This window comes from Saccharopolyspora sp. 6V (assembly GCF_020176785.1).
GTDB lineage: Bacteria > Actinomycetota > Actinomycetes > Mycobacteriales > Pseudonocardiaceae > Saccharopolyspora_C > Saccharopolyspora_C gregorii.
The window spans coordinates 1-18,243 of sequence record NZ_JAIUKB010000042.1; the positions used below are offsets into that span (position 1 = coordinate 1).

13 protein-coding genes are annotated in these 18,243 nt (G+C 74.3%); 6 read left to right on the forward strand and 7 right to left on the reverse strand.

Annotation, left to right across the window (positions count from 1 at the left end; translation table 11 throughout):
• Positions 1-544: 544 nt before the first annotated feature.
• Positions 545-1,588, reverse strand: coding sequence for a recombinase RecA (gene recA, locus LCD35_RS09770; protein ID WP_224955347.1), 1,044 nt, complete (start codon positions 1,586-1,588; stop codon positions 545-547).
• 223 nt (positions 1,589-1,811) lie between these two features.
• Positions 1,812-2,006, reverse strand: coding sequence for a DUF3046 domain-containing protein (locus LCD35_RS09775; protein WP_224955346.1), 195 nt, complete (start codon positions 2,004-2,006; stop codon positions 1,812-1,814).
• A 224-nt stretch (positions 2,007-2,230) separates the two neighbouring features.
• On the opposite strand from LCD35_RS09775, the gene LCD35_RS09780 reads away from it, so the two are divergent.
• Positions 2,231-6,820: an ATP-dependent helicase gene (locus LCD35_RS09780; RefSeq protein ID WP_225044067.1), complete on the forward strand. Its 4,590-nt coding sequence runs from the start codon at positions 2,231-2,233 to the stop codon at positions 6,818-6,820.
• Positions 6,821-6,956: 136 nt separating this feature from the next.
• Here LCD35_RS09780 and LCD35_RS09785 read toward each other — a convergent pair whose 3' ends face one another.
• Together LCD35_RS09785 and LCD35_RS09790 are read right to left on the reverse strand one after the other, a co-directional pair.
• Positions 6,957-7,739, reverse strand: a complete 783-nt coding sequence (locus LCD35_RS09785) for a maleylpyruvate isomerase N-terminal domain-containing protein (RefSeq protein WP_225044068.1) — start codon at positions 7,737-7,739, stop codon at positions 6,957-6,959.
• Positions 7,736-8,272 (reverse strand): SAV_6107 family HEPN domain-containing protein, encoded by a 537-nt coding sequence (locus tag LCD35_RS09790; RefSeq protein ID WP_225044069.1) that lies wholly within the window; start codon positions 8,270-8,272, stop codon positions 7,736-7,738. The genes LCD35_RS09785 and LCD35_RS09790 overlap by 4 nt, the downstream gene beginning before the upstream one ends.
• Before the next feature lie 388 nt (positions 8,273-8,660).
• Here LCD35_RS09790 and LCD35_RS09795 point away from each other — a divergent pair, with 388 nt between their 5' ends.
• Entirely contained in the window at positions 8,661-9,236 is a 576-nt protein-coding gene (locus LCD35_RS09795) for a GNAT family N-acetyltransferase (RefSeq protein WP_224955342.1), read from the forward strand.
• Positions 9,237-9,466: 230 nt separating this feature from the next.
• Here LCD35_RS09795 and LCD35_RS09800 read toward each other — a convergent pair whose 3' ends face one another.
• Entirely contained in the window at positions 9,467-11,146 is a 1,680-nt protein-coding gene (locus LCD35_RS09800; protein WP_224955341.1) for a DUF885 domain-containing protein, read from the reverse strand.
• 115 nt (positions 11,147-11,261) lie between these two features.
• Here LCD35_RS09800 and LCD35_RS09805 point away from each other — a divergent pair, with 115 nt between their 5' ends.
• Genes LCD35_RS09805 through crtI form a run of 3 tightly spaced genes read left to right on the forward strand, consistent with a single transcriptional unit; the run spans position 11,262 to position 14,613 of the window.
• The gene (locus LCD35_RS09805; protein WP_224955340.1) at positions 11,262-11,942 is read left to right on the forward strand and encodes a DUF3153 domain-containing protein; all 681 of its coding nucleotides are present in this window, start codon (positions 11,262-11,264) and stop codon (positions 11,940-11,942) included.
• 59 nt (positions 11,943-12,001) lie between these two features.
• Positions 12,002-13,150: a polyprenyl synthetase family protein gene (locus LCD35_RS09810; RefSeq protein WP_374108059.1), complete on the forward strand. Its 1,149-nt coding sequence runs from the start codon at positions 12,002-12,004 to the stop codon at positions 13,148-13,150.
• Positions 13,150-14,613, forward strand: a complete 1,464-nt coding sequence (gene crtI / locus LCD35_RS09815) for a phytoene desaturase family protein (protein WP_225044070.1) — start codon at positions 13,150-13,152, stop codon at positions 14,611-14,613. Before LCD35_RS09810 ends, crtI begins: the two co-directional genes overlap by 1 nt.
• A gap of 103 nt (positions 14,614-14,716) precedes the next feature.
• Here crtI and LCD35_RS09820 read toward each other — a convergent pair whose 3' ends face one another.
• A complete protein-coding gene (locus tag LCD35_RS09820; protein WP_224955338.1) occupies positions 14,717-15,286 on the reverse strand; it encodes a VanZ family protein in 570 nt (189 codons plus the stop codon).
• A 356-nt stretch (positions 15,287-15,642) separates the two neighbouring features.
• Positions 15,643-16,008: an Rv2175c family DNA-binding protein gene (locus tag LCD35_RS09825; RefSeq protein ID WP_224955337.1), complete on the reverse strand. Its 366-nt coding sequence runs from the start codon at positions 16,006-16,008 to the stop codon at positions 15,643-15,645.
• A gap of 167 nt (positions 16,009-16,175) precedes the next feature.
• On the opposite strand from LCD35_RS09825, the gene pknB reads away from it, so the two are divergent.
• The gene (pknB, locus tag LCD35_RS09830) at positions 16,176-18,182 is read left to right on the forward strand and encodes a Stk1 family PASTA domain-containing Ser/Thr kinase (protein ID WP_225044071.1); all 2,007 of its coding nucleotides are present in this window, start codon (positions 16,176-16,178) and stop codon (positions 18,180-18,182) included.
• The last annotated feature ends 61 nt before the right edge of the window (positions 18,183-18,243 follow it).

Consider the following 18,243-nt stretch of genomic DNA (forward strand, 5'->3'; position numbering starts at 1 on the left):
CCCGCCCCCGGGCCTACAAACTTCCCCCCCCCCGCGCCCCCCCCGCCCGCGGCTACCCCCTGCCCCACAAGGGGGTCCCGCTGTCCGCCCGGGGGGGGGCCCCCCCCCCCCCCCCCCCGGTACACGATGTCGCGGGCCGAGGCCTCCGGGGACTGCGGCACGCCCGGCGGACGTTCCTCGCGGCGCTGCCCGCCACGCCGACCGCTCGGTGCGGGTTCGCCGAGTTCGGGTTCGCCGAGTTCGGGTTCGCCGGTGACCAGCTCGCTGCGGCGACGGCGCTTGCCGGTACGCGCGGCGGAACCGTCCGCCGACACGAACTCGGCGGACGCGCCGGTGTCCGGCGAGCTCGCCGCACCGGAGCCGGATTCCGCGGCATCGTCCGGCGAACGGGGCGCGTGGTCCGTGCTGCGCCACACGCCTCGCCCGCCGGAACCGCTGCGCCGCCGAGCCACCGAGCCGGCCCGCTGCCCGCGGGAACCGGCCCGGGAGGACTCGTCGTCCCAGGGCGAACGGGCGGAGTCGTCGTCTTCCGGCACGAGCGGGCTCAGAACTCGACGGGAGCCGGTTCCGCGGCCTGCTCGTCGTCGAGCTTGGCCCCGATGCCGAGCTTCTCCTTGATCCGCTTCTCGATCTCGTTCGCCACGTCCGGGTTCTCCCGCATGAACTTGCGGGCATTCTCCTTGCCCTGGCCCAGCTGGTCGCCCTCGTACGTGTACCAGGCACCGGACTTGCGGATGATGCCCTGCTCCACGCCCATGTCGATCAGCGAACCCTCGCGGCTGATCCCGATGCCGTAGATGATGTCGAACTCGGCCTGCTTGAACGGCGGCGCGGTCTTGTTCTTCACCACCTTGACCCGGGTGCGGTTGCCCACCGCGTCGGAGCCGTCCTTGAGCGTCTCGATCCGTCGCACGTCCAGCCGCACCGAGGAGTAGAACTTCAGCGCCTTGCCACCGGTGGTCGTCTCCGGGCTGCCGAACATGACGCCGACCTTCTCGCGGAGCTGGTTGATGAAGATCGCGGTGGTCTTGGCGTTGTAGAGCGCGGAGGTGAGCTTGCGCAGCGCCTGGCTCATCAGCCGGGCCTGGAGGCCGACGTGGCTGTCGCCCATCTCGCCCTCGATCTCGGCGCGGGGCACCAGCGCGGCCACCGAGTCGATCACGATGCAGTCCAGCGCACCGGAGCGGATCAGCATGTCCGCGATCTCCAGCGCCTGCTCACCGGTGTCGGGCTGGGAGACCAGCAGCGCGTCGGTGTCCACCCCGATCGACTTGGCGTACTCCGGGTCCAGCGCGTGCTCGGCGTCGATGAACGCGGCGGTGCCGCCGAGCTTCTGGGCGTTGGCCACCGCGTGCAGCGCGACCGAGGTCTTACCGCTGCTCTCCGGGCCGTAGATCTCCACGATGCGACCCCGTGGCAGGCCGCCGATCCCCAGCGCCACGTCCAGCGAGATGGACCCGGTGGGGATGACCTCGACCGGCGCCCGCGACTCGTCGCCGAGCCGCATCACCGATCCCTTGCCGTACTGCTTGTCGATCTGGGCGAGGGCCAGTTCGAGCGCCTTGCCCTTGTCCGGTGTCGCTGCCATCGGGGGTCCACCTCGGTCAAGTCGGACTTCGTCGTGTGCGCACGACGCTACGGGTTGGGACCGACACTCCGGTGGATGCCCTGGCCACCCGGTCGCCCGTTCTCCGGCGACGGGGCCCGGTCGAACACCGAGGTCCGGTCCGCGCATCCGATCATAGGCGAACGGATGTTCGATCACCGAGCCGACACGCCAACCCTGTCACCCTTGCGTGTGAAGAACGGGTTCAGCGGCGCGCGGCCGGGACCTCGAAGACGTCGCACAGCGCCAACCACACCTGCTTCGGCGAGTACCCGGCCTCCAGGGCCTGGTCCGCGGTGCGGCCGCCGAGCGTCGACAGCACGTGGTCCTCGGCGAGCATCTCGGCGCGCAGCCTGCCGAACTCCTCGGCCATGCGTTCGCGGAAATCGGTGTGTCGCATCGCGACCAGCCTACCGAGCGCACCGCCGGGTACCGTCGAGGTGTGCTGCCGATGCAAGCGGATCCGACCGGCCTCTCCAGCCCGCTGGGCCAGCTGGTGATCGCCGCGATGCTGCTGGTCGCGATCGTCGTCACCCTCCGCTGGCTCTGGCAGAACCGCCGCCGCTGAGGCCCCCCGCGCGGCGACCGGCGCCGGCTGTCGGTCCGCTGGTCCAGCATGGAGGGGTGGACGACGTGCTGGACCGCTTCTCCCCCGCCACCCGCGACTGGTTCCGGGGCGCCTTCGACGCGCCGACGCGGGCGCAGGACGGGGCATGGCGGGCGATCGGCGCCGGGGAGCACGCGCTGGTCGTGGCGCCCACCGGCTCCGGGAAGACCCTGGCCGCGTTCCTGTCCGCGCTGGACGGCCTGGCCACCGCACCGCTCCCGGAGGACCCGAAGCGGCGCTGCCGCGTGCTGTACGTGTCGCCGCTGAAGGCGCTGGCGGTGGACGTGGAGCGCAACCTCCGCGCCCCGCTCGCCGGGATCCGGCAGGCCACCCAGCGCCGCGGCGCGGCCCCGCCGGAGATCCGGGTGGGGATGCGCACCGGCGACACCCCGGCCGCCGAGCGGCGCACCTTCACTCGCACTCCCCCCGACGTGCTGGTGACCACGCCCGAATCGCTGTTCCTGCTGCTCACCTCGGCCGCGCGGGAGTCGCTGCGCGGCGTGGAAGCGGTGATCGTCGACGAGGTGCACGCGGTGGCGGGCACCAAGCGCGGCGCGCACCTGGCGCTGTCGCTGGAGCGGCTGGACGAGTTGCTGGCCGCGCCGGCGCAGCGCATCGGGCTGTCCGCGACGGTCCGCCCGGTCTCGGAGGTGAGCACGTTCCTCGGCGGCGGCCGACCGGTGCGCACCGTGCAGCCCGAGCACCCCAAGCAGGTCGAGGTGACCGTGGAGGTACCGGTCCCGGACCTCGCCGAGCTCGGGCAGCCGGCAGGCGAGGTGGACGGCCCGGCCGCCGGCGAGCAGCCGCGCACGTCCATCTGGCCGTCGGTGCAGGAACGCGTCCTGGACCTGGTCGACCGGCACCGCTCCACCATCGTGTTCGCCAATTCGCGGCGGCTCGCCGAGCGCCTCACCGCGGGCATCAACGAGCTCGCCACCGAACGCGCCGGGGAGGCCGCCGAACCGGACCGGTTCCCCGCGGAGGCGGTCGGCGGCTCCGGGATCACCACCGGCGCCGCCGTGGTGGTGGCGCGGGCGCACCACGGCTCCATGTCGAAGGACCAGCGCTCCGTCGTGGAGGAGGAGCTCAAGTCCGGCCGGTTGCCGTGCGTGGTGGCGACGTCCTCGCTGGAGCTGGGCATCGACATGGGCGCGGTGGACCTGGTGGTGCAGGTCGAGGCGCCGCCGAGCGTGGCGTCCGGGATGCAGCGCGTCGGTCGCGCCGGGCACCAGGTGGGCGCGGTCTCGCGCGGGGTGGTGTTCCCGAAGTTCCGCGGTGACCTGGTGAGCTGCGCGGTGGTGGCGGAACGGATGGCGGCCGGGCTCATCGAATCGCTGTCGTTCCCGCGCAACCCGCTGGACGTGCTGGCCCAGCAGGTGGTGGCGATGGTGGCGGTGGAGCCGTGGCCGCTGGAGTCGCTGGCACGCGTGGTGCGGCGGGCGGCCCCGTTCGCGGGGCTGCCGGATTCGGCGCTGCACGCGGTGCTGGACATGCTGGCGGGCCGCTACCCGAGCGAGGAGTTCGGGGAGCTGCGGGCCCGGGTCGTGTGGGACCGGGTGCAGGACGAGCTGCGGGCCAGGCCGGGTGCGCAGCGGCTCGCGGTGACCTCCGGCGGCACCATCCCGGACCGCGGCCTGTTCACCGTGACGACGCCGGGCGACGAGGAGGCCGGGCGCGGCGGGGTGCGGGTCGGCGAGCTCGACGAGGAGATGGTCTACGAGTCGCGGGTGGGCGACACGTTCCTGCTGGGCACCTCGTCGTGGAAGGTCCAGGACATCACCCACGACCGGGTGATCGTGGTGCCCGCGCCGGGGCAGGCCGCGCGGATGCCGTTCTGGAAGGGCGATTCGCCGGGGCGCCCGCTGGAGCTGGGCCGGGCGCTGGGCGCGTTCGTGCGGGAGCTGGTGGCCGCGGACCGGGACGACGCGGTCGAGCGGATGGCGCGGGCCGGGCTGGACGAGTGGGCGCGGGACAACCTGCTGGCGTACCTGGCCGAGCAGCGGGAGGCGACGCGGCACGTCCCGGACGACCGCACGATCGTGGTGGAGCGGTTCCGCGACGAGCTCGGCGACTGGCGGATGGTGGTGCACTCGCCGTTCGGCGCGCAGGTCAACGGCCCGTGGGGGCTGGCGATCGGTGCCCGGTTGCGGGAGCGGCGCGGGATCGATCCGCAGGTGGCGTCCTCGGACGACGGGATCGTGGTGCGGCTCGCCGACGCGCTGGACGAGGGGGGCGCGGACGTGCTGCCCAGCGCCGAGGACGTGCTGCTGTCCCCGGACGAGGTGCAGCAGGTCGTCACCGAGGAGGTGGGCGGTTCGGCCCTGTTCGCCGCCCGCTTCCGGGAGTGCGCGGCGCGGGCGCTGCTGCTGCCGCGGCGGGATCCGGGGAAGCGCTCCCCGCTGTGGCAGCAGCGGCAGCGGTCCGCGCAGCTGCTGGCGGTGGCCGCGCAGTACGAGCAGTTCCCGATCGTGCTGGAAGCGCTGCGCGAGTGCGTGCAGGACGTCTACGACGTCCCCGGGCTGGTGGAGCTGATGTCGCAGGTCGCGTCCCGCCGGGTGCGGGTGGTGGAGGTGGAGACGCCGTCGCCGTCGCCGTTCGCGCGCAGCCTGCTGTTCGGCTACATCGGCATGTTCCTGTACGAGGCGGACGCGCCGCTGGCGGAGCGGCGGTCGGCGGCGCTGAGCCTGGACCCGACGCTGCTGGCGGAGCTGCTCGGTTCGGAGGCGCTGCGCGAACTGCTCGACCCGGAGGTGGTCGCCGAGGTCGAGCGGCAGTTGCAGCGGCTCGCCCCGGAACGGCGGGCGAAGGACGCCGAGTCCGCGGTGGACCTGCTGCGGTTCCTCGGCGACCTGTCCGCGGCGGAGGCCGAGGAACGCGGAATCCGCCCCGAGTGGCTGGCGGAGCTGCGGGCGCAGCGGCGCGTGCTGGAGGTGCGCATCGCCGGGGAGGCCCGGTGGATCGCGGTCGAGGACGCGGGCAAGGTCCGGGACGCGCTGGGCGTCGCGCTGCCGGTGGGGGTGCCGGAGGCGTTCACCGAGCCGGTGGCGGACCCGCTGGGGGAACTGCTGATCCGGTTCGCGCGCTGCCGCGGCCCGTTCCCGGCCGAGGCCGCGGCGCGGCGGTTCGGCCTGGGTGTCGCCGTGGTGCACGACGTGCTGGACCGGCTCACCGGCTCGGGCCGGTTGGTGCGCGGCGAACTGCGCCCGTTGGAGGCCGGGGGTGGTGGCGCGCTGGAGTACTGCGACGCCGAGGTGCTGCGGCGGTTGCGGCGCGGCTCGCTCGCCCGGCTGCGGGCCGAGGTGGAGCCGGTGGAACCGGCGGCGCTGGGCCGGTTCCTGCCCGCGTGGCACGGCGTGGGCGCCCGGCTGCGGACGGCTCCGACGGTGGACGACGTGTACGCGGTGGTCGAGCAGTTGGCGGGGGCGCCGATCCCGGCGAGCGCGCTGGAGTCGCTGGTGCTGCCCTCCCGGTTGCCCGGGTACTCGCCCGCGCTGCTCGACGAGCTGACCTCCACCGGTGAGGTGTCCTGGGTCGGTTCGGGGGCGCTGGCCGGTGGGGACGGGTGGATCGCGTTCGCTCCGACGGACGTGGCGGACCTGCTGCTGCCGGATCTGCCGGAGGCCGCGGTGGAGAGCGCGCTGCACGACGCCCTGCTGTCCACGCTGGACGGCGGCGCGCAGTTCTTCCGCACGTTGGCCGACCGCGCAGGCGCGGTCCTGGTGGAGCGCGGCGAGCAGGCTCCGGCCGACGACGCGGTGATCGCGGCGCTGTGGGACCTGGTGTGGTCCGGCCGGGTCACCAACGACACGTTGGCACCGCTGCGGGCGCTGGTGTCCGGGAAGGGTGCGGCGCACAAGCCGCGCCGCAGCGCGCCGCGCGGCCGGTACGCGCGGTTGCGCACCGGCCGGCCCGCGATGCCGAGCCGCAGCGGCCCGCCCGCGGTGTCCGGGCGCTGGTCCCTGGCCCCGGCACCGGCCGCGGAGCCCACTCGCCGGGCGCACGCCAGGGCGGAGTCCTTCTTGGAGCGGCACGGCGTGCTGACCCGCGGCGCGTTGGAGACCGAGCGGGTCATCGGCGGTTTCTCCGCGGTGTACAAGGTGTTGCGCGCGATGGAGGAGTCCGGTCGCTGCCGCCGCGGCTATGTGGTGGAGGGCCTGGGGGCAGCGCAGTTCGCGGTCCCCGGGGCGATCGACCGGGTGCGCGCGCTGTCCGGTTCGGACGGCCGGGGGTCCGTGGCGGCCGACGCGGTGGTGCTGGCCGCCGCGGATCCGGCGCAGCCCTACGGCGCGGCGCTGCCCTGGCCGGACGCCGTCGGCGACACCCGGCACCGCCCGGGCCGCAAGGCCGGTTCGCTGGTGGTGCTGGTCGCGGGTGCGGCCGTGCTGTACGTGGAGCGCGGGGGCAAGTCGCTGCTGTCGTTCACCGAGGACGAGCAGGTGTTGCGCGCCGGGGCGGACGGGCTCGCGCGCGCGGTGCGGGACGGTTGGCTGGAGCAGCTGGTGGTGCAGCGGGCGGACGGCGAGGGCGCGTGGGGGTCCCGGTTGGCCGAGGTGCTCACCGACGCGGGGTTCCGCCCCACCCCGAAGGGCCTCCGCCTCCGCGCGTGACCACCCGCCGGATCGTGGCGGGCGGCGGAGCCGGCGAGGCGACCGCTGCGGTCCCGCCGGCCGAGCCCCGCGCGGGAAGGCGGACGGGGCGGTTCCGCCGCCTGCCCCGCCGCGCGGGACGAGCCCGCGCACGCGGTCATCGCGTCGCCAGGCGGAGCAGTCCCCAGAGCTGGGCCACGGCGTCCTGGTCCCCCGATGTCGTGATCTCCCGGTCCGGCAGCCGTCCCCACAGCCACAGGTAGAGCGCTTCCGGGTCGCCGCCGAGCACCGCGTCCGCGGACACGTGCGCGCCGGGACCGGTGCGGTGCACGACGGTGCGGTTCGGTTCGGCGTGCACCGACCAGTCGGCGCCGGTGGTGGACACGCCCAGCACGCACCGCCGGGTGGCGTGGATGCCGAGCGCGTGCAGCCGGTAGCCGAGCCACAGCCGCAGCGCCTCGTCGATCCCGTCGAGCGCCACGTCCGCGTCGATGCCGGTGCGCGGCACTCCGGCCGCGCCCTGCACGTCGACCCGGTGCACCGCGGTGGCGTGCAGCATCCGGCGGATCCAGAACCGCACCGAGTGCTCCTCCGGCCACCAGGTGGGACAGGCGTCGCCGGGTGGCCGGGTGCCGAACTCGGCGAGCAGTTCGGCGAGGCGGGCGGTGAAGCGGCCGGTGACCTCGCGCAGGCTCGCCGGATCGGGCACCACCCAGGCGCTCGCGTCCTGCTCGGAGGCCCCCATCCAGGTCAGCGCGTCTTCGCACTGCCCGCCGAGGAACCAGATCGTCTCGGCCACGGTCCGGCCGGAGGCGCCGGGCACGCGCGCGTCCGGGTGCACGTCGTGGGTGGCGGCGGTGAGCAGCTGCCCTTCCACCCCGATGAGCTCCAGCATCCGGCCGGTGTCGATCGAGAGGTCCGCGGGCGGGCGCAGGGTCATCGGGCGGCTCCGGACACGCCGCGTTCGACGACGCCGACGAACTCGGTGGCGTGCCGCAGGCAGAGCTCGGCTTCGCCGGGGCTGATCCCGGGACTGCCCGCCTCGGCCGCGGCGCGGCGCAGCGAGCCCGCGGTGAAGTGGGCGGCCCATTCGCGCAGTTCGGGGGCGACCTCGGTGAGCTGGAGCCACACGCTGCCGGAGAGCCGGGCGCGGTGCCGCCAGGACCGGGCGAGGACGACCGCGGTCGCCGCCCGCAGCGCCGCGAGGTGCGCGAACACGTAGCGCTCGGCGGCCTTGGTGGAGTCCTGCGCGTCGAGCAGGCACCCCTTGGCCTGCGCCAGCAGGGAACGAGCACCCGCGGGCGCGGGCGGGGCGGTCACCGGCAGCCAGTCGTCGCCGTCCTTGCGCCGGTCACCGCGACGCGCCGGGTTCGGCTCGCACCGCTGGCGCAGCGGCGCGTCGACCGGGCGCCGCGGCGCCGGGATGGGCAGCGGTCCGCGCCGGTACCGGGAGGTGGGCAGGTGCTGGGACATCGGTGTTCTCCGCTCGGTCACGACGGTGCCGATCCGGACGCCGGAGCGCGCCGGACCGCGGTGGGACGTGGTGAGCCGGGGGGAAGCCGGCCGTCCGGTGACGAGGTACTTCCCCCACCCCGCCACCGGACGTGACGTGCGAACCGAAGTCCCGCGAGTCCGGTACCCGTGGCGCGGATCCGACGGACTCGAACCTCAGTTCGACTGGCTCCAGACTAGACCGGCTCGGCGGCGCGCTCAAGGACCGAGCCGTAGATCACCTGTTCGAGTCACGTCCAGCGCGCCCCGCCCACCAGCACCGACACCGGAACCCCTGCGCACCGAGCCCGGCGCCGCCGAGCAGGACCGCACACCACCGGGCCTTGCCCGACCCTCTAGTGTTCGGCTCGTGACAGCCGCGCCCTCACCGCACATCGACCGCATCGTCGAGCTGACCGCAGACCAGCTCAGGGCACGCCTGGCCGAAGCGCTACAGGTCTACGTGGACGCGATGGGCTACCCGCCGTCCACCGCGCAGCAGCGCGCCCCCATGTGGTCGGCGCACATGATGCGGGCGGGCTGGCGCTGCGTGGCCGCGTTCGACCAGCAGGACGAGCTCGTCGGCATCGGCTACGGCTACCTGGGCGTGCCCGGGCAGTGGTGGCACGAGCAGGTGTTCCGCGGCATGCTCACCGTCACCCCGCGCGCCGAGGCCGAGCAGTGGATGCGGGACTACTTCGAACTCACCGAGCTGCACGTGCGCCCGGACAGCCAGGGCGGCGGGCTCGGCGAGACGCTGCTGCGCAGGCTGCTCGACGGGGCGGCCGGCAACGCCGTGCTGCTGTCCACGCCGGAGGGCCCGACCCGGGCGTGGAAGCTGTACCGGCGGGTCGGTTTCGGCGACGTCCTGCGCCACTACCGGTTCACCGGCGACCCGCGCCCGTTCGCGGTCCTGGGCCGCAGCCTTCCCCTGGAGACCGCCTGACCGATCCGGGCGGCGGAGCCGCTGAGCCACCGGCCACCCGAGCGGCGAGACCACCCGCGGGTTCTCCGCGGTTCCCCCACGAGGACGGCGATGTCGCTGTGCACGACCACCGATCCCGCAGCGGGGGGGAACCGCTGAGGTGCCCACCCGAGCACTCCGCAGCTGAAGTGGGAAGACGGGCGGTCCCGCCACCCCGGTGCCGCGCGGCACGAGCTTCGGGGGGCAGGCGGTCAGAGCGCGGCGAGCTGCTCCCGGAGGGTGTCGAGGCCCATCGACCCCAGCTCCAGCGCCCGCCGGTGGAAGTCCTTCGAGTCGAACTCCGCCCCGTAGCGCGCCCGCGCGTCGTCCCGCGCCGCCCGCCACAACCGCTCGCCGATCTTGTAGGACGGCGCCTGCCCCGGCCAGCCGAGGTAGCGGTCGATCTCGTCGTGCACCTGCGCCGGTTCGGCGACGGTGCGGGTGAGCATGAACTCCGCGCCGAGCTGCGGCGTCCACCGCTCCCCTTCGTGGAAGCCGGTCCCGGCGGGGATCTCCAGCTCCAGGTGCATGCCGATGTCCACGATCACCCGCGCGGCCCGGAACAGCTGGTCGTTGAGCATGCCGAGCAGGTCGCCGTCGTCGCCGAGGTAGCCGAGCTCGCGCATCAGCCGCTCGGCGTAGAGCGCCCAGCCCTCGGCGTGCCCGGACACCACGCAGGCCAGCCGCTGGAACTTGTTGAGCCGCTCGGCCTGGTGCACGGCGGTCGCGATCTGCAGGTGGTGGCCGGGAACGCCCTCGTGGTAGACGACGGTGGTCTCCCGCCAGGTGGGGAACTCCTCGCGGTCGGCGGGCACGGACCACCACATCCGGCCCGGCCGGGTGAACCCGTCGGTGGGTCCGGTGTAGTAGGCGCCGACGCCGCCACCGGGCGGGGCGATGCGGCATTCCAGCGCCATCAGCTCGTCGGGGATGTCGAAGTGGGTGCCGCGCAGGTCGTGCAGCGCCTGGTCGGACAGCCGCTGCATCCACCGCTGGAGGCCGTCCTGGCCGTGCACCCGGTAGCGCGGGTCGGCGTCGAGCTGCGCGGCGGCTTCGGCGAGCGTGGCGCCGGGGCGGATGCGGTCGGCGACCTGCTTCATCTCGGCTTCGATGCCGGCGAACTCGGCCCAGCCCCACTCGTAGGCCTCGCGCAGGTCGAGGGCGGCGCCGGTGAAGTAGCGGGACCACAACCGGTACCGCTGCTCACCGACGGCGTCGGCCTGCGGCGCGCGCGGCGCGAGTTCGGTGCGCAGGAAGCCCGCGAGCTCGGCGTAGGAGCGGGCCGCGCCGGTGGCGGCGGCGTCCAGTTCGGACCGCAGCGCGTCCGGGACCTCGGCGCGGCCGACGAGGCTCGCGAAGTAGGAGTCGCGACCGTTCGCGCCTGCCCAGGTCTCGCACTGCTCGGCGACCTTGGTGACCTGGCGGATCGCGGCGACGCGCCCCTGCGCGGCCGCTTCGGCGAGTCCGGCGCGCAGGTTCGCCACCGCGGCGGGCATCCGTTCGAGGCGTCGCGCGATGGTGCGCCACTGCTCGGGGGTGTCGGTCGGCATCAGGTCGAAGATCTGGCGGAGGTTCTGCACCGGGCTGGCGATCACGTTCAGCGAGGCCAGGTCCTCGCCCGCCTCGTGCAGTTCCACGTCGAGCCCGATGCGTTCCAGGAACACCGCCTTCGCGGCCCGCTCGCCCGCGTCGGCCGGTTCGGCGGCGGTCATCTCCGCGAGCGCCCGGCGCGCCAGCTCGCCGCGGGCGCGGTGGCCGTCGGGCGAGTAGTCGGTCAGCAGTTCATCACCACCCGGAAGGCCGAGGGCCGTCGCCTCGATCGGGTCCAGTTCGGCGAGTTCGTCGACGAAGCGGTCGCTGATCTGGTGGACGCCAGTGCGCTCGGATGCCATGGGGCGAAGGTTATCGCGCCGGGGTGCGCGCCCGGCCACCTTCGGTGTTCGACGGGTGATCGCGGGCGACCGCGGAACGCGGCGATCAGTCCCGGCCGGTGCGAGCATCACCGGCGTGCGAGGCGAAACGATGCGCGCCGGCCGCCGAGCCGGTCTGGGTTTGCTGCTGGTGCTGGTCGGCACGCTGCTGAGCGGGTGCCTGCACACCACGGCGTCGGTGGCGCTCACCGAGGACGACAAGACCTCCGGCGAGCTGGTGCTGACCACCGACACGCCCGACGGCCAGGTGCCGTTCCGGCTGCACCCGCCGGACGACCTCGCCGACCGGGTGCAGGTGGCGCCGTTCGAGGAGCAGGGCCGAGTGGGTTCGCGGCTGTCGTTCCAGGACTTGGAGTTCGAGGAGCTGGAGCGGCTCAGCAACGCGCTGAGCCCCTCGGAGTCCCGCTACCAGCTGCACCTGGAGCGGCGGGGGTCGCTGGTGGAGTTCACCACGATGCTGGACCTGACGCCGCTGGCCGACACCGACTCCGCGGTGCGCATCGAGCTGACCGCTCCGGGCGAGATCACCTCCACCAACGGCAAGGAGACCTCCGGGGTCGTGACGTGGGCGCCGGAACCGGGCGAGGTCAACCAGCTCAACGCCACCTTCCAGTACGCGGGCACCGGGATCGGCGTCGGCTGGATCTGGACGATGGTGCTGGCGGCCGTGGTGCTCGGCGCCGTGGTCGTCATCGGGCTGCTCGCGCAGCGCACGCACGAGCGGGACCGCGCCGAAGCCGGTGATCGCGTCCGGTGACCGGTGGTCGCGCCGGGCGCCCGGCCCCGTGCGCCGACCTGCCGGGCGCGTCGCGCAGGATGGTGCCCGTGCCCATCAAGGAATCCGCACCGCAGCTGAACACCCCCGCGGACACGACCACCGAGGACGCCGTGGACTCCGATCTGCCCGGTCAGGTGCAACGCACCCTCGCCGAACACCTGGAATCCCGGCTCGCCGAGTGCACCGAGCTCGACGGCGGGTTCGCCGCCGCGGCGCGGGAGGTGAGCCGCTTCGTGCTCGGCGGTGGCAAACGCATCCGCCCGACGTTCGCGTGGTGGGGATGGCGGGCGGCCGGCGGTGCCGCGGAGGGCCCGGCGGCCGAGGCGATGCTGCGGGCCGCGAGCGCGCTGGAGCTCATCCAGGCCTGCGCATTGGTGCACGACGACCTGATCGACGAATCCGACACCCGCCGCGGCCGCCCGACGGTGCACCGCGAGTTCGCCCACGCCCACCACCGGGAGCGCTGGGCCGGGGGTGCCGCCCAGTTCGGGATGAGCGCGGCGGTGCTGCTCGGCGATCTGGCGCTGGCCTGGGCCGACGACATGCTGCACTGCGCAGGGCTCCAGCCGGAGCAGCTGGCCCGCGGGCTGCGGCCGTGGCGGGCGATGCGGACCGAGATGCTCGCCGGGCAGTACCTCGACGTGTTCAGCCAGGTTCGCGGGGACGAGACCCCGGAGGCGGCGCTGCGGGTCGCGGAGCTCAAGTCCGCGTCCTACACCGTGGCCAGGCCGCTGCAGCTGGGCGCGGAGATCGCGGGAGCGGACGCCGCGGTGCTGGCGGCGCTGGAGAGCTTCGGGCACCACATCGGGGTGGCGTTCCAGCTCCGCGACGACCTGCTCGGCGTGTTCGGCGACCCGGCGGTCACCGGCAAGCCCGCCGGGGACGACCTGCGGGAGGGCAAGCGCACGCTGCTCATCGCGGAGGCGCTGCGGGTGGCCGGCGAACGGGGTGACGAGGAGCGGGCGGCCGAGCTGCGCGCGGTGCTCGGCGATCCGGACGTCTCGCCGGAGCGGATCGACTCGGCCCGCGAGGTGCTCGTGCGGCTGGGCGCGCAGCAGGCCGTGGAGGACCGGATCGCGCAGCTCACCGCCGCCGCGCACCGCACGCTGCACGAGGCGGACCTGGCCGAACCGGCCAAGACCCGGCTCGCGGAGCTCGCCGAGGCCGTCACCGACCGGACCCACTGATGCGCCGCGTCCCGGGCCGCACCGAGCACGTCGTCGTCGTGGGCGCCGGGCTCGCGGGCCTGGCGTGCGCGCTGCACCTGGCCGGTGCGGGCCGTTCGGTCACGGTGGTGGAGCGGGAGCCGCTGCCGGGCGGGCGCGCGGGCCTGCTGGAGCTGGACGGCTACCGGGTGGACACCGGTCCGACGGTGCTGACCATGCCGGAGCTGGTGGACGAGGCGCTGGCCGCGGTGGGTTCCTCGCTGGCCGAGCGGCTGGAGCTGATCCCGCTGCACCCGGCGTACCGGGCGCGGTTCGCGGACGGCTCGGCGCTGGACGTGCACACCGACGGCGCGGCGATGGAGCAGGAGGTGCGCCGGTTCGCGGGCCCGGCCGAGGCTGCCGGGTACCGGCGGCTGCGGCACTGGCTCACCGAGGTGCACCGGGCCGAGATGGGCCGGTTCATCGACGCGAACTTCGACTCGCCGCTGGACCTGGTCGGGCCGGAGCTGGGCAGGCTGGCCGTGCTGGGCGGTTTCGGCCGGCTCGGCCCGGCCATCGGGAGCTTCCTGCGCGACGAGCGGCTGCGGCGGGTGTTCTCGTTCCAAGCGCTGTACGCGGGGCTGGATCCGCGGCGGGCGCTGGCGCTGTACGCGGTGATCTCGTACATGGACACGGTCGGCGGCGTGTGGTTCCCGCGCGGCGGCATGCACGCGCTGCCGACCGCGCTGGCGGACGCCGCGGCCGCGGCCGGGGTCCGGTTCCGCTACGGCGCCGAGGTGCGGCGGCTGGAGCGGCGCGGCGACCGGGTGGTGGCGGTGCACGCCGGGCAGGAGCGGATCCCGGCGGACGCGGTGGTGCTCACCCCGGACCTGCCGGTGGTGCACCGGCTGCTCGGCGGGCGGCAGCGGCGGCGGTTGCGCTGGTCGCCGTCGGCGGTGGTGGTGCACGCGGGGACGACGCGTTCCTGGCCGGGGACCGAGCACCACACGATCTCGTTCGGCGCGGCCTGGGAGCGCACCTTCACCGAGATCATCCGGGACGGCCGGTTGATGAGCGATCCGTCGCTGCTGGTGACGCGGCCGACGGCGAGCGATCCGGGGCTGGCCCCGGCGGGCCGCGAGCTGCACTACGTGCTGGCCCCGTGCCCCAACCTGCGCACCGCCGGGTTCGACTGGGAGCGGATCGGCCCGGCCTACCGGGACGAGCTGTTCGCGGTGCTGGAGGCGCGGGGCTTCGACGGGTTCGCCGAGTCCGTCGAGGTGCAGCGCGTCGTCACGCCCGCCGGGTGGGCGGCGCAGGGACACGCGGCGGGCACCCCGTTCTCGGCGGCGCACACCTTCGCCCAGACCGGGCCGTTCCGGCCGCGGAACCTGCTGCGCGATCCGGAGAACGTGGTGCTGGCCGGGTCGGGGACGACGCCGGGGGTGGGGGTGCCGCCGGTGCTGATCTCCGGGAAGCTGGCCGCGCGGCGGATCACCGGTTGATCTCGGCGGCTCCCGCCGTGCATTCCGCGTGATTCCCGCGAATTCCGCTCTAACGCCCGCCGATTCGCGGTGCGGAATTCCGGCGCGCCGATTCGGCGGCGCATCACCGGGCGTACTGCGGCCGCAGCGCGTGCCGTGCGCGGAGCGGGCGGGCCGCGGTGAGCGTCCGCGGCAACCGGCCCCACCACGGCCGGGTGACCAATGCGCCGAGCAGCGCGCCGGAGGCGTTGAGCAGCACGTCGTCGGCCGACACCACCCGCCCGGTGAGCACGGTGTACTGCAGGAACTCGATGCCGCAGGTGACCGCCAGCGCACCGGCCGCGATCCGGCCCCAACCGCCGAACCAGGATACCCGCACCGGCACCAGCGCACCGAACGGCGCCAGCAGCAGCAGGTTCCCCACCAGCTGCAACCACGGCAGCAGGTCCCCGGGCGAGGCCTGCAGCGCCGCCCCCAGGTCGGTTCCGGGCACCAGCCGCACCGCGACGCCCGCAGGAGCCGGTTGCGGCGCCGCCACCAGGTAGCCGACGAGGAAGAGCGAGTACAGCAGCACCGCGTCCACGGCGGAGACCAGCAGCGCGGGGACGACGGTGAACCTGCGACTGCGCACGACCACCGCGAACAGGGCGGCGGAGATGGTGAGCAGCAGGTACGAGGACGCTGCCGGGATCAAAGCGCTCCAGACCGTGGTGAACGGGCGCAACTGCTTGCCTGCCTCCTCTTTCCGGGCGCGCCCGATCGCCGCGGCTGCACGGGAGCGGGCGCGGCGATGCGATCCGAGTTCTCCACCATGAGAACATCCGAATGTGAAATCACGTTTCAATCACGGGGCCCATCAGGTGAACGAACTCCAGGGCCCTCCGACGTGTTCCACCGCGGAGCCCTCGCGCTGCCCTGCGAGAACGACGATGCCGGGCCGCTCGTGGGAGCGACCCGGCATCGGAGTGGAACGGGTGTCGGCTGTGGTCGATCTCTCCGGACGCCGACGGTCCGGAACGCGCGGGGGCCGGTGGCGCCCGCGGCGGCGGCCTAGAAGCCCATCGCCTGCGCCCTCCGCTTCACCTCGCGACCGCGGTCGCCGCGCAGCGCCTCGATGGGCGTGCCGGGGAGCGAATCGTCGGGGGTGAACAGCCAGGTGAGGATCTCGTCCTCGTTGTAGCCGTTGTCGCGGAGCAGGGTGATCGTGCCACCCAGCCCCTTCACCACCGCGGTCTCGGTGAGGAACGCGGCGGGGACGACGAGGATGCCGTCGCGACGCATGGCGAGCAGGTGGCCGTCACGGATCAGCTGGTGCACCCGGGTCACCACCAGGCCCAGACGTTCTGCGACGTCGGGCAGCGGTGTCATCTCCACATCTGGAGCAAGCACATCCGGGGCAGCGGGGATAGCACTCACCCCGAACACGATGCCACAACGGCCCATCGGGAGCGTGCCCCGGAAGGGTCATCATCGATCCGGTGACCGGCGCGGCGCGCCGTAGCCCACCGGGCGGAGGCGCGGTCCGCGAGCCCTGGAACAATCGTCGCAGGCAAGCGGACATCCCTGCGGTTGGCGGACACACCATGACTCCTGGAACACGACCCGGCGGCGGCTCGGAGCTCGTCGGAGCCATGCTGGAGCGCCGCTACCGGGTGGATTCGGTGATCGCGCGCGGCGGCATGTCCGTCGTCTACCGCGGGCTGGACACCCGGCTGGACCGGCCGGTCGCGCTCAAGGTGATGGACTCGCACTACTCGGCGAACCCGTCGTTCGTGGAGCGCTTCGAGCTGGAGGCGCGGTCCGCCGCCCGGCTGCACCACCCGTCCGTCGTCGCCGTCTACGACCAGGGCGTGGACCGGGAGGTCGACGGCGACCGGGTGTACCTGGTGATGCAGCTCGTGGAGGGCTGCACGCTGCGCGAAGTGCTGCTGGAGCAGGGCGTGCTGCCGCTGCCGATGGCCGTGAGCGTGCTGCGCCCGACGCTCTCGGCGCTGGCCGCCGCGCACCACGCGGGCATGGTGCACCGCGACATCAAACCGGAGAACGTGCTGGTCGGGCTGGACGGTTCGGTGCGGGTCGCCGACTTCGGCCTGGTGCGGGCGACCGCATCGGCGGGCAGCACCACCGGCAACGTCGTCCTCGGCACCGTCGCCTACCTGTCCCCGGAGCAGGTCACGACCGGGGACGCGGACGCGCGCACCGACGTGTACTCGGCGGGCGTGGTGCTCTACGAGCTGCTGACCGGGCGCCCGCCGTTCGCCGGGGACACCGCGCTGTCGGTGGCCTACCAGCACGTGAACGCCGACGTCCCGCCGCCGAGCGAGATCACCCCGGAGCTGCCGCCCGCGATCGACGACCTGGTGCTGCGCGCCACCCGGCGCGACCCGGCGGGCCGCCCGGACGACGCCGCGGCGTTCCTGCGCGAGCTGGAGCGGATCAGCGCGGAGCTGGGGCTGCGCCCGGTACCGGTCCCGGTGCCGGTGTCCGAGCAGCGCACCGAGATGGTCTCGGCCGACCCGGGCGGGCCGCCGACCGAGCGGATCGCCCCGATCACCGAGGCCTCGGTGCCCGACGCCTACGGCCCCTCCGGCGGGCCGCGCGGGACCCGCGCCATGCCGCGGCCACCCGAACCCGAGGAGACCACGCACGAGATCGCGGCGGTGCGCCCGTCGCCCGCCGAGCGGCACGAGCAGGAGCGCAGGCGCGGCGGCCGCCGGTTCGCGCTGATCACGCTGGCGATCCTGGTGGTCGCGGGCCTGCTCGGCGGCACCGCCTGGTGGATGGGCAGCGGCCGCTACATCCAGGTGCCGCGGGTCGTCGGCGAAACCGAGGAGGTCGCCCAGCAGGTGCTGCGCGGCGCCGACCTCAGCGCCGAGATCACCCGGCAGCTCGACGACGAGGTGCCCGCGGGCACCGTCATCAGCTCCTCGCCGAAGCAGGGCGCGCGGATCCTCAGCGGGCAGTCGGTGGACCTGGTGGTGTCGCTGGGCAGGCCGAAGGTGCCGGACATCGCCAAGGGCACCGAGCTGGAGCAGGCGGAGCAGGCGCTGCGCGACGCGTCGCTGCGCCCCGAGCGGGACTCCTCCGCCGACCAGTACGACACCGAGGTCCCGGAAGGCGCCGTGCTCAGCGTCGACCCCGGCCCGGGCACCGAGCTGCCGATCAGCTCGACGGTGCGGATCGTGGTCAGCAAGGGCCCGCCGCCGGTGCCGGTGCCGGACGTGACCGGGGCGAGCAAGGACGAGGCGTTCGCCGCGCTCGCCGCCGCCGGGTTCGAACCGTACGAGGCGGGCAGGCAGTTCGACTCCAACGTCGAGGGCGACCACGTGATCACCACCGATCCGGCGCCGGAGACGGTCGTGAAGCTCTCCGGCAAGCCCCGGGTGGGCGTGGTGCTGTCGAACGCGGTGACCGTGCCCGACCTCAACGGCAAGCGCACCGAGGACGCGAAGCAGGAGCTGGCGGCACTGGGCCTGACGCTGGAGGTGCACTCGTTCTTCGAGCGCCCCGACAGCCTGATCCTGGGCCAGCTGCCGCTCGCGGGGAGCAAGGTGGAGCCGGGCTCGACGGTCGGCGTCACCGCGCTGTGACCCGGATTCGACCGCGCGTGCACCGGCGCCCGGTTGATCACGAAGTGGTCACCGGGGCCCG

What these genes read in the sequence shown, in the direction of transcription:
- recA (WP_224955347.1), bottom strand. Translation starts at nt 1,588, where the DNA reads ATGGCAGCGACACCGGACAAGGGCAAGGCGCTCGAACTGGCCCTCGCC.
- LCD35_RS09775 (WP_224955346.1), bottom strand. Translation starts at nt 2,006, where the DNA reads ATGCGACACACCGATTTCCGCGAACGCATGGCCGAGGAGTTCGGCAGG.
- LCD35_RS09785 (WP_225044068.1), bottom strand. Translation starts at nt 7,739, where the DNA reads ATGACCCTGCGCCCGCCCGCGGACCTCTCGATCGACACCGGCCGGATG.
- LCD35_RS09790 (WP_225044069.1), bottom strand. Translation starts at nt 8,272, where the DNA reads ATGTCCCAGCACCTGCCCACCTCCCGGTACCGGCGCGGACCGCTGCCC.
- LCD35_RS09800 (WP_224955341.1), bottom strand. Translation starts at nt 11,146, where the DNA reads ATGGCATCCGAGCGCACTGGCGTCCACCAGATCAGCGACCGCTTCGTC.
- LCD35_RS09810 (WP_374108059.1), top strand. Translation starts at nt 12,002, where the DNA reads ATGGTGCCCGTGCCCATCAAGGAATCCGCACCGCAGCTGAACACCCCC.
- crtI (WP_225044070.1), top strand. Translation starts at nt 13,150, where the DNA reads ATGCGCCGCGTCCCGGGCCGCACCGAGCACGTCGTCGTCGTGGGCGCC.
- pknB (WP_225044071.1), top strand. Translation starts at nt 16,176, where the DNA reads ATGACTCCTGGAACACGACCCGGCGGCGGCTCGGAGCTCGTCGGAGCC.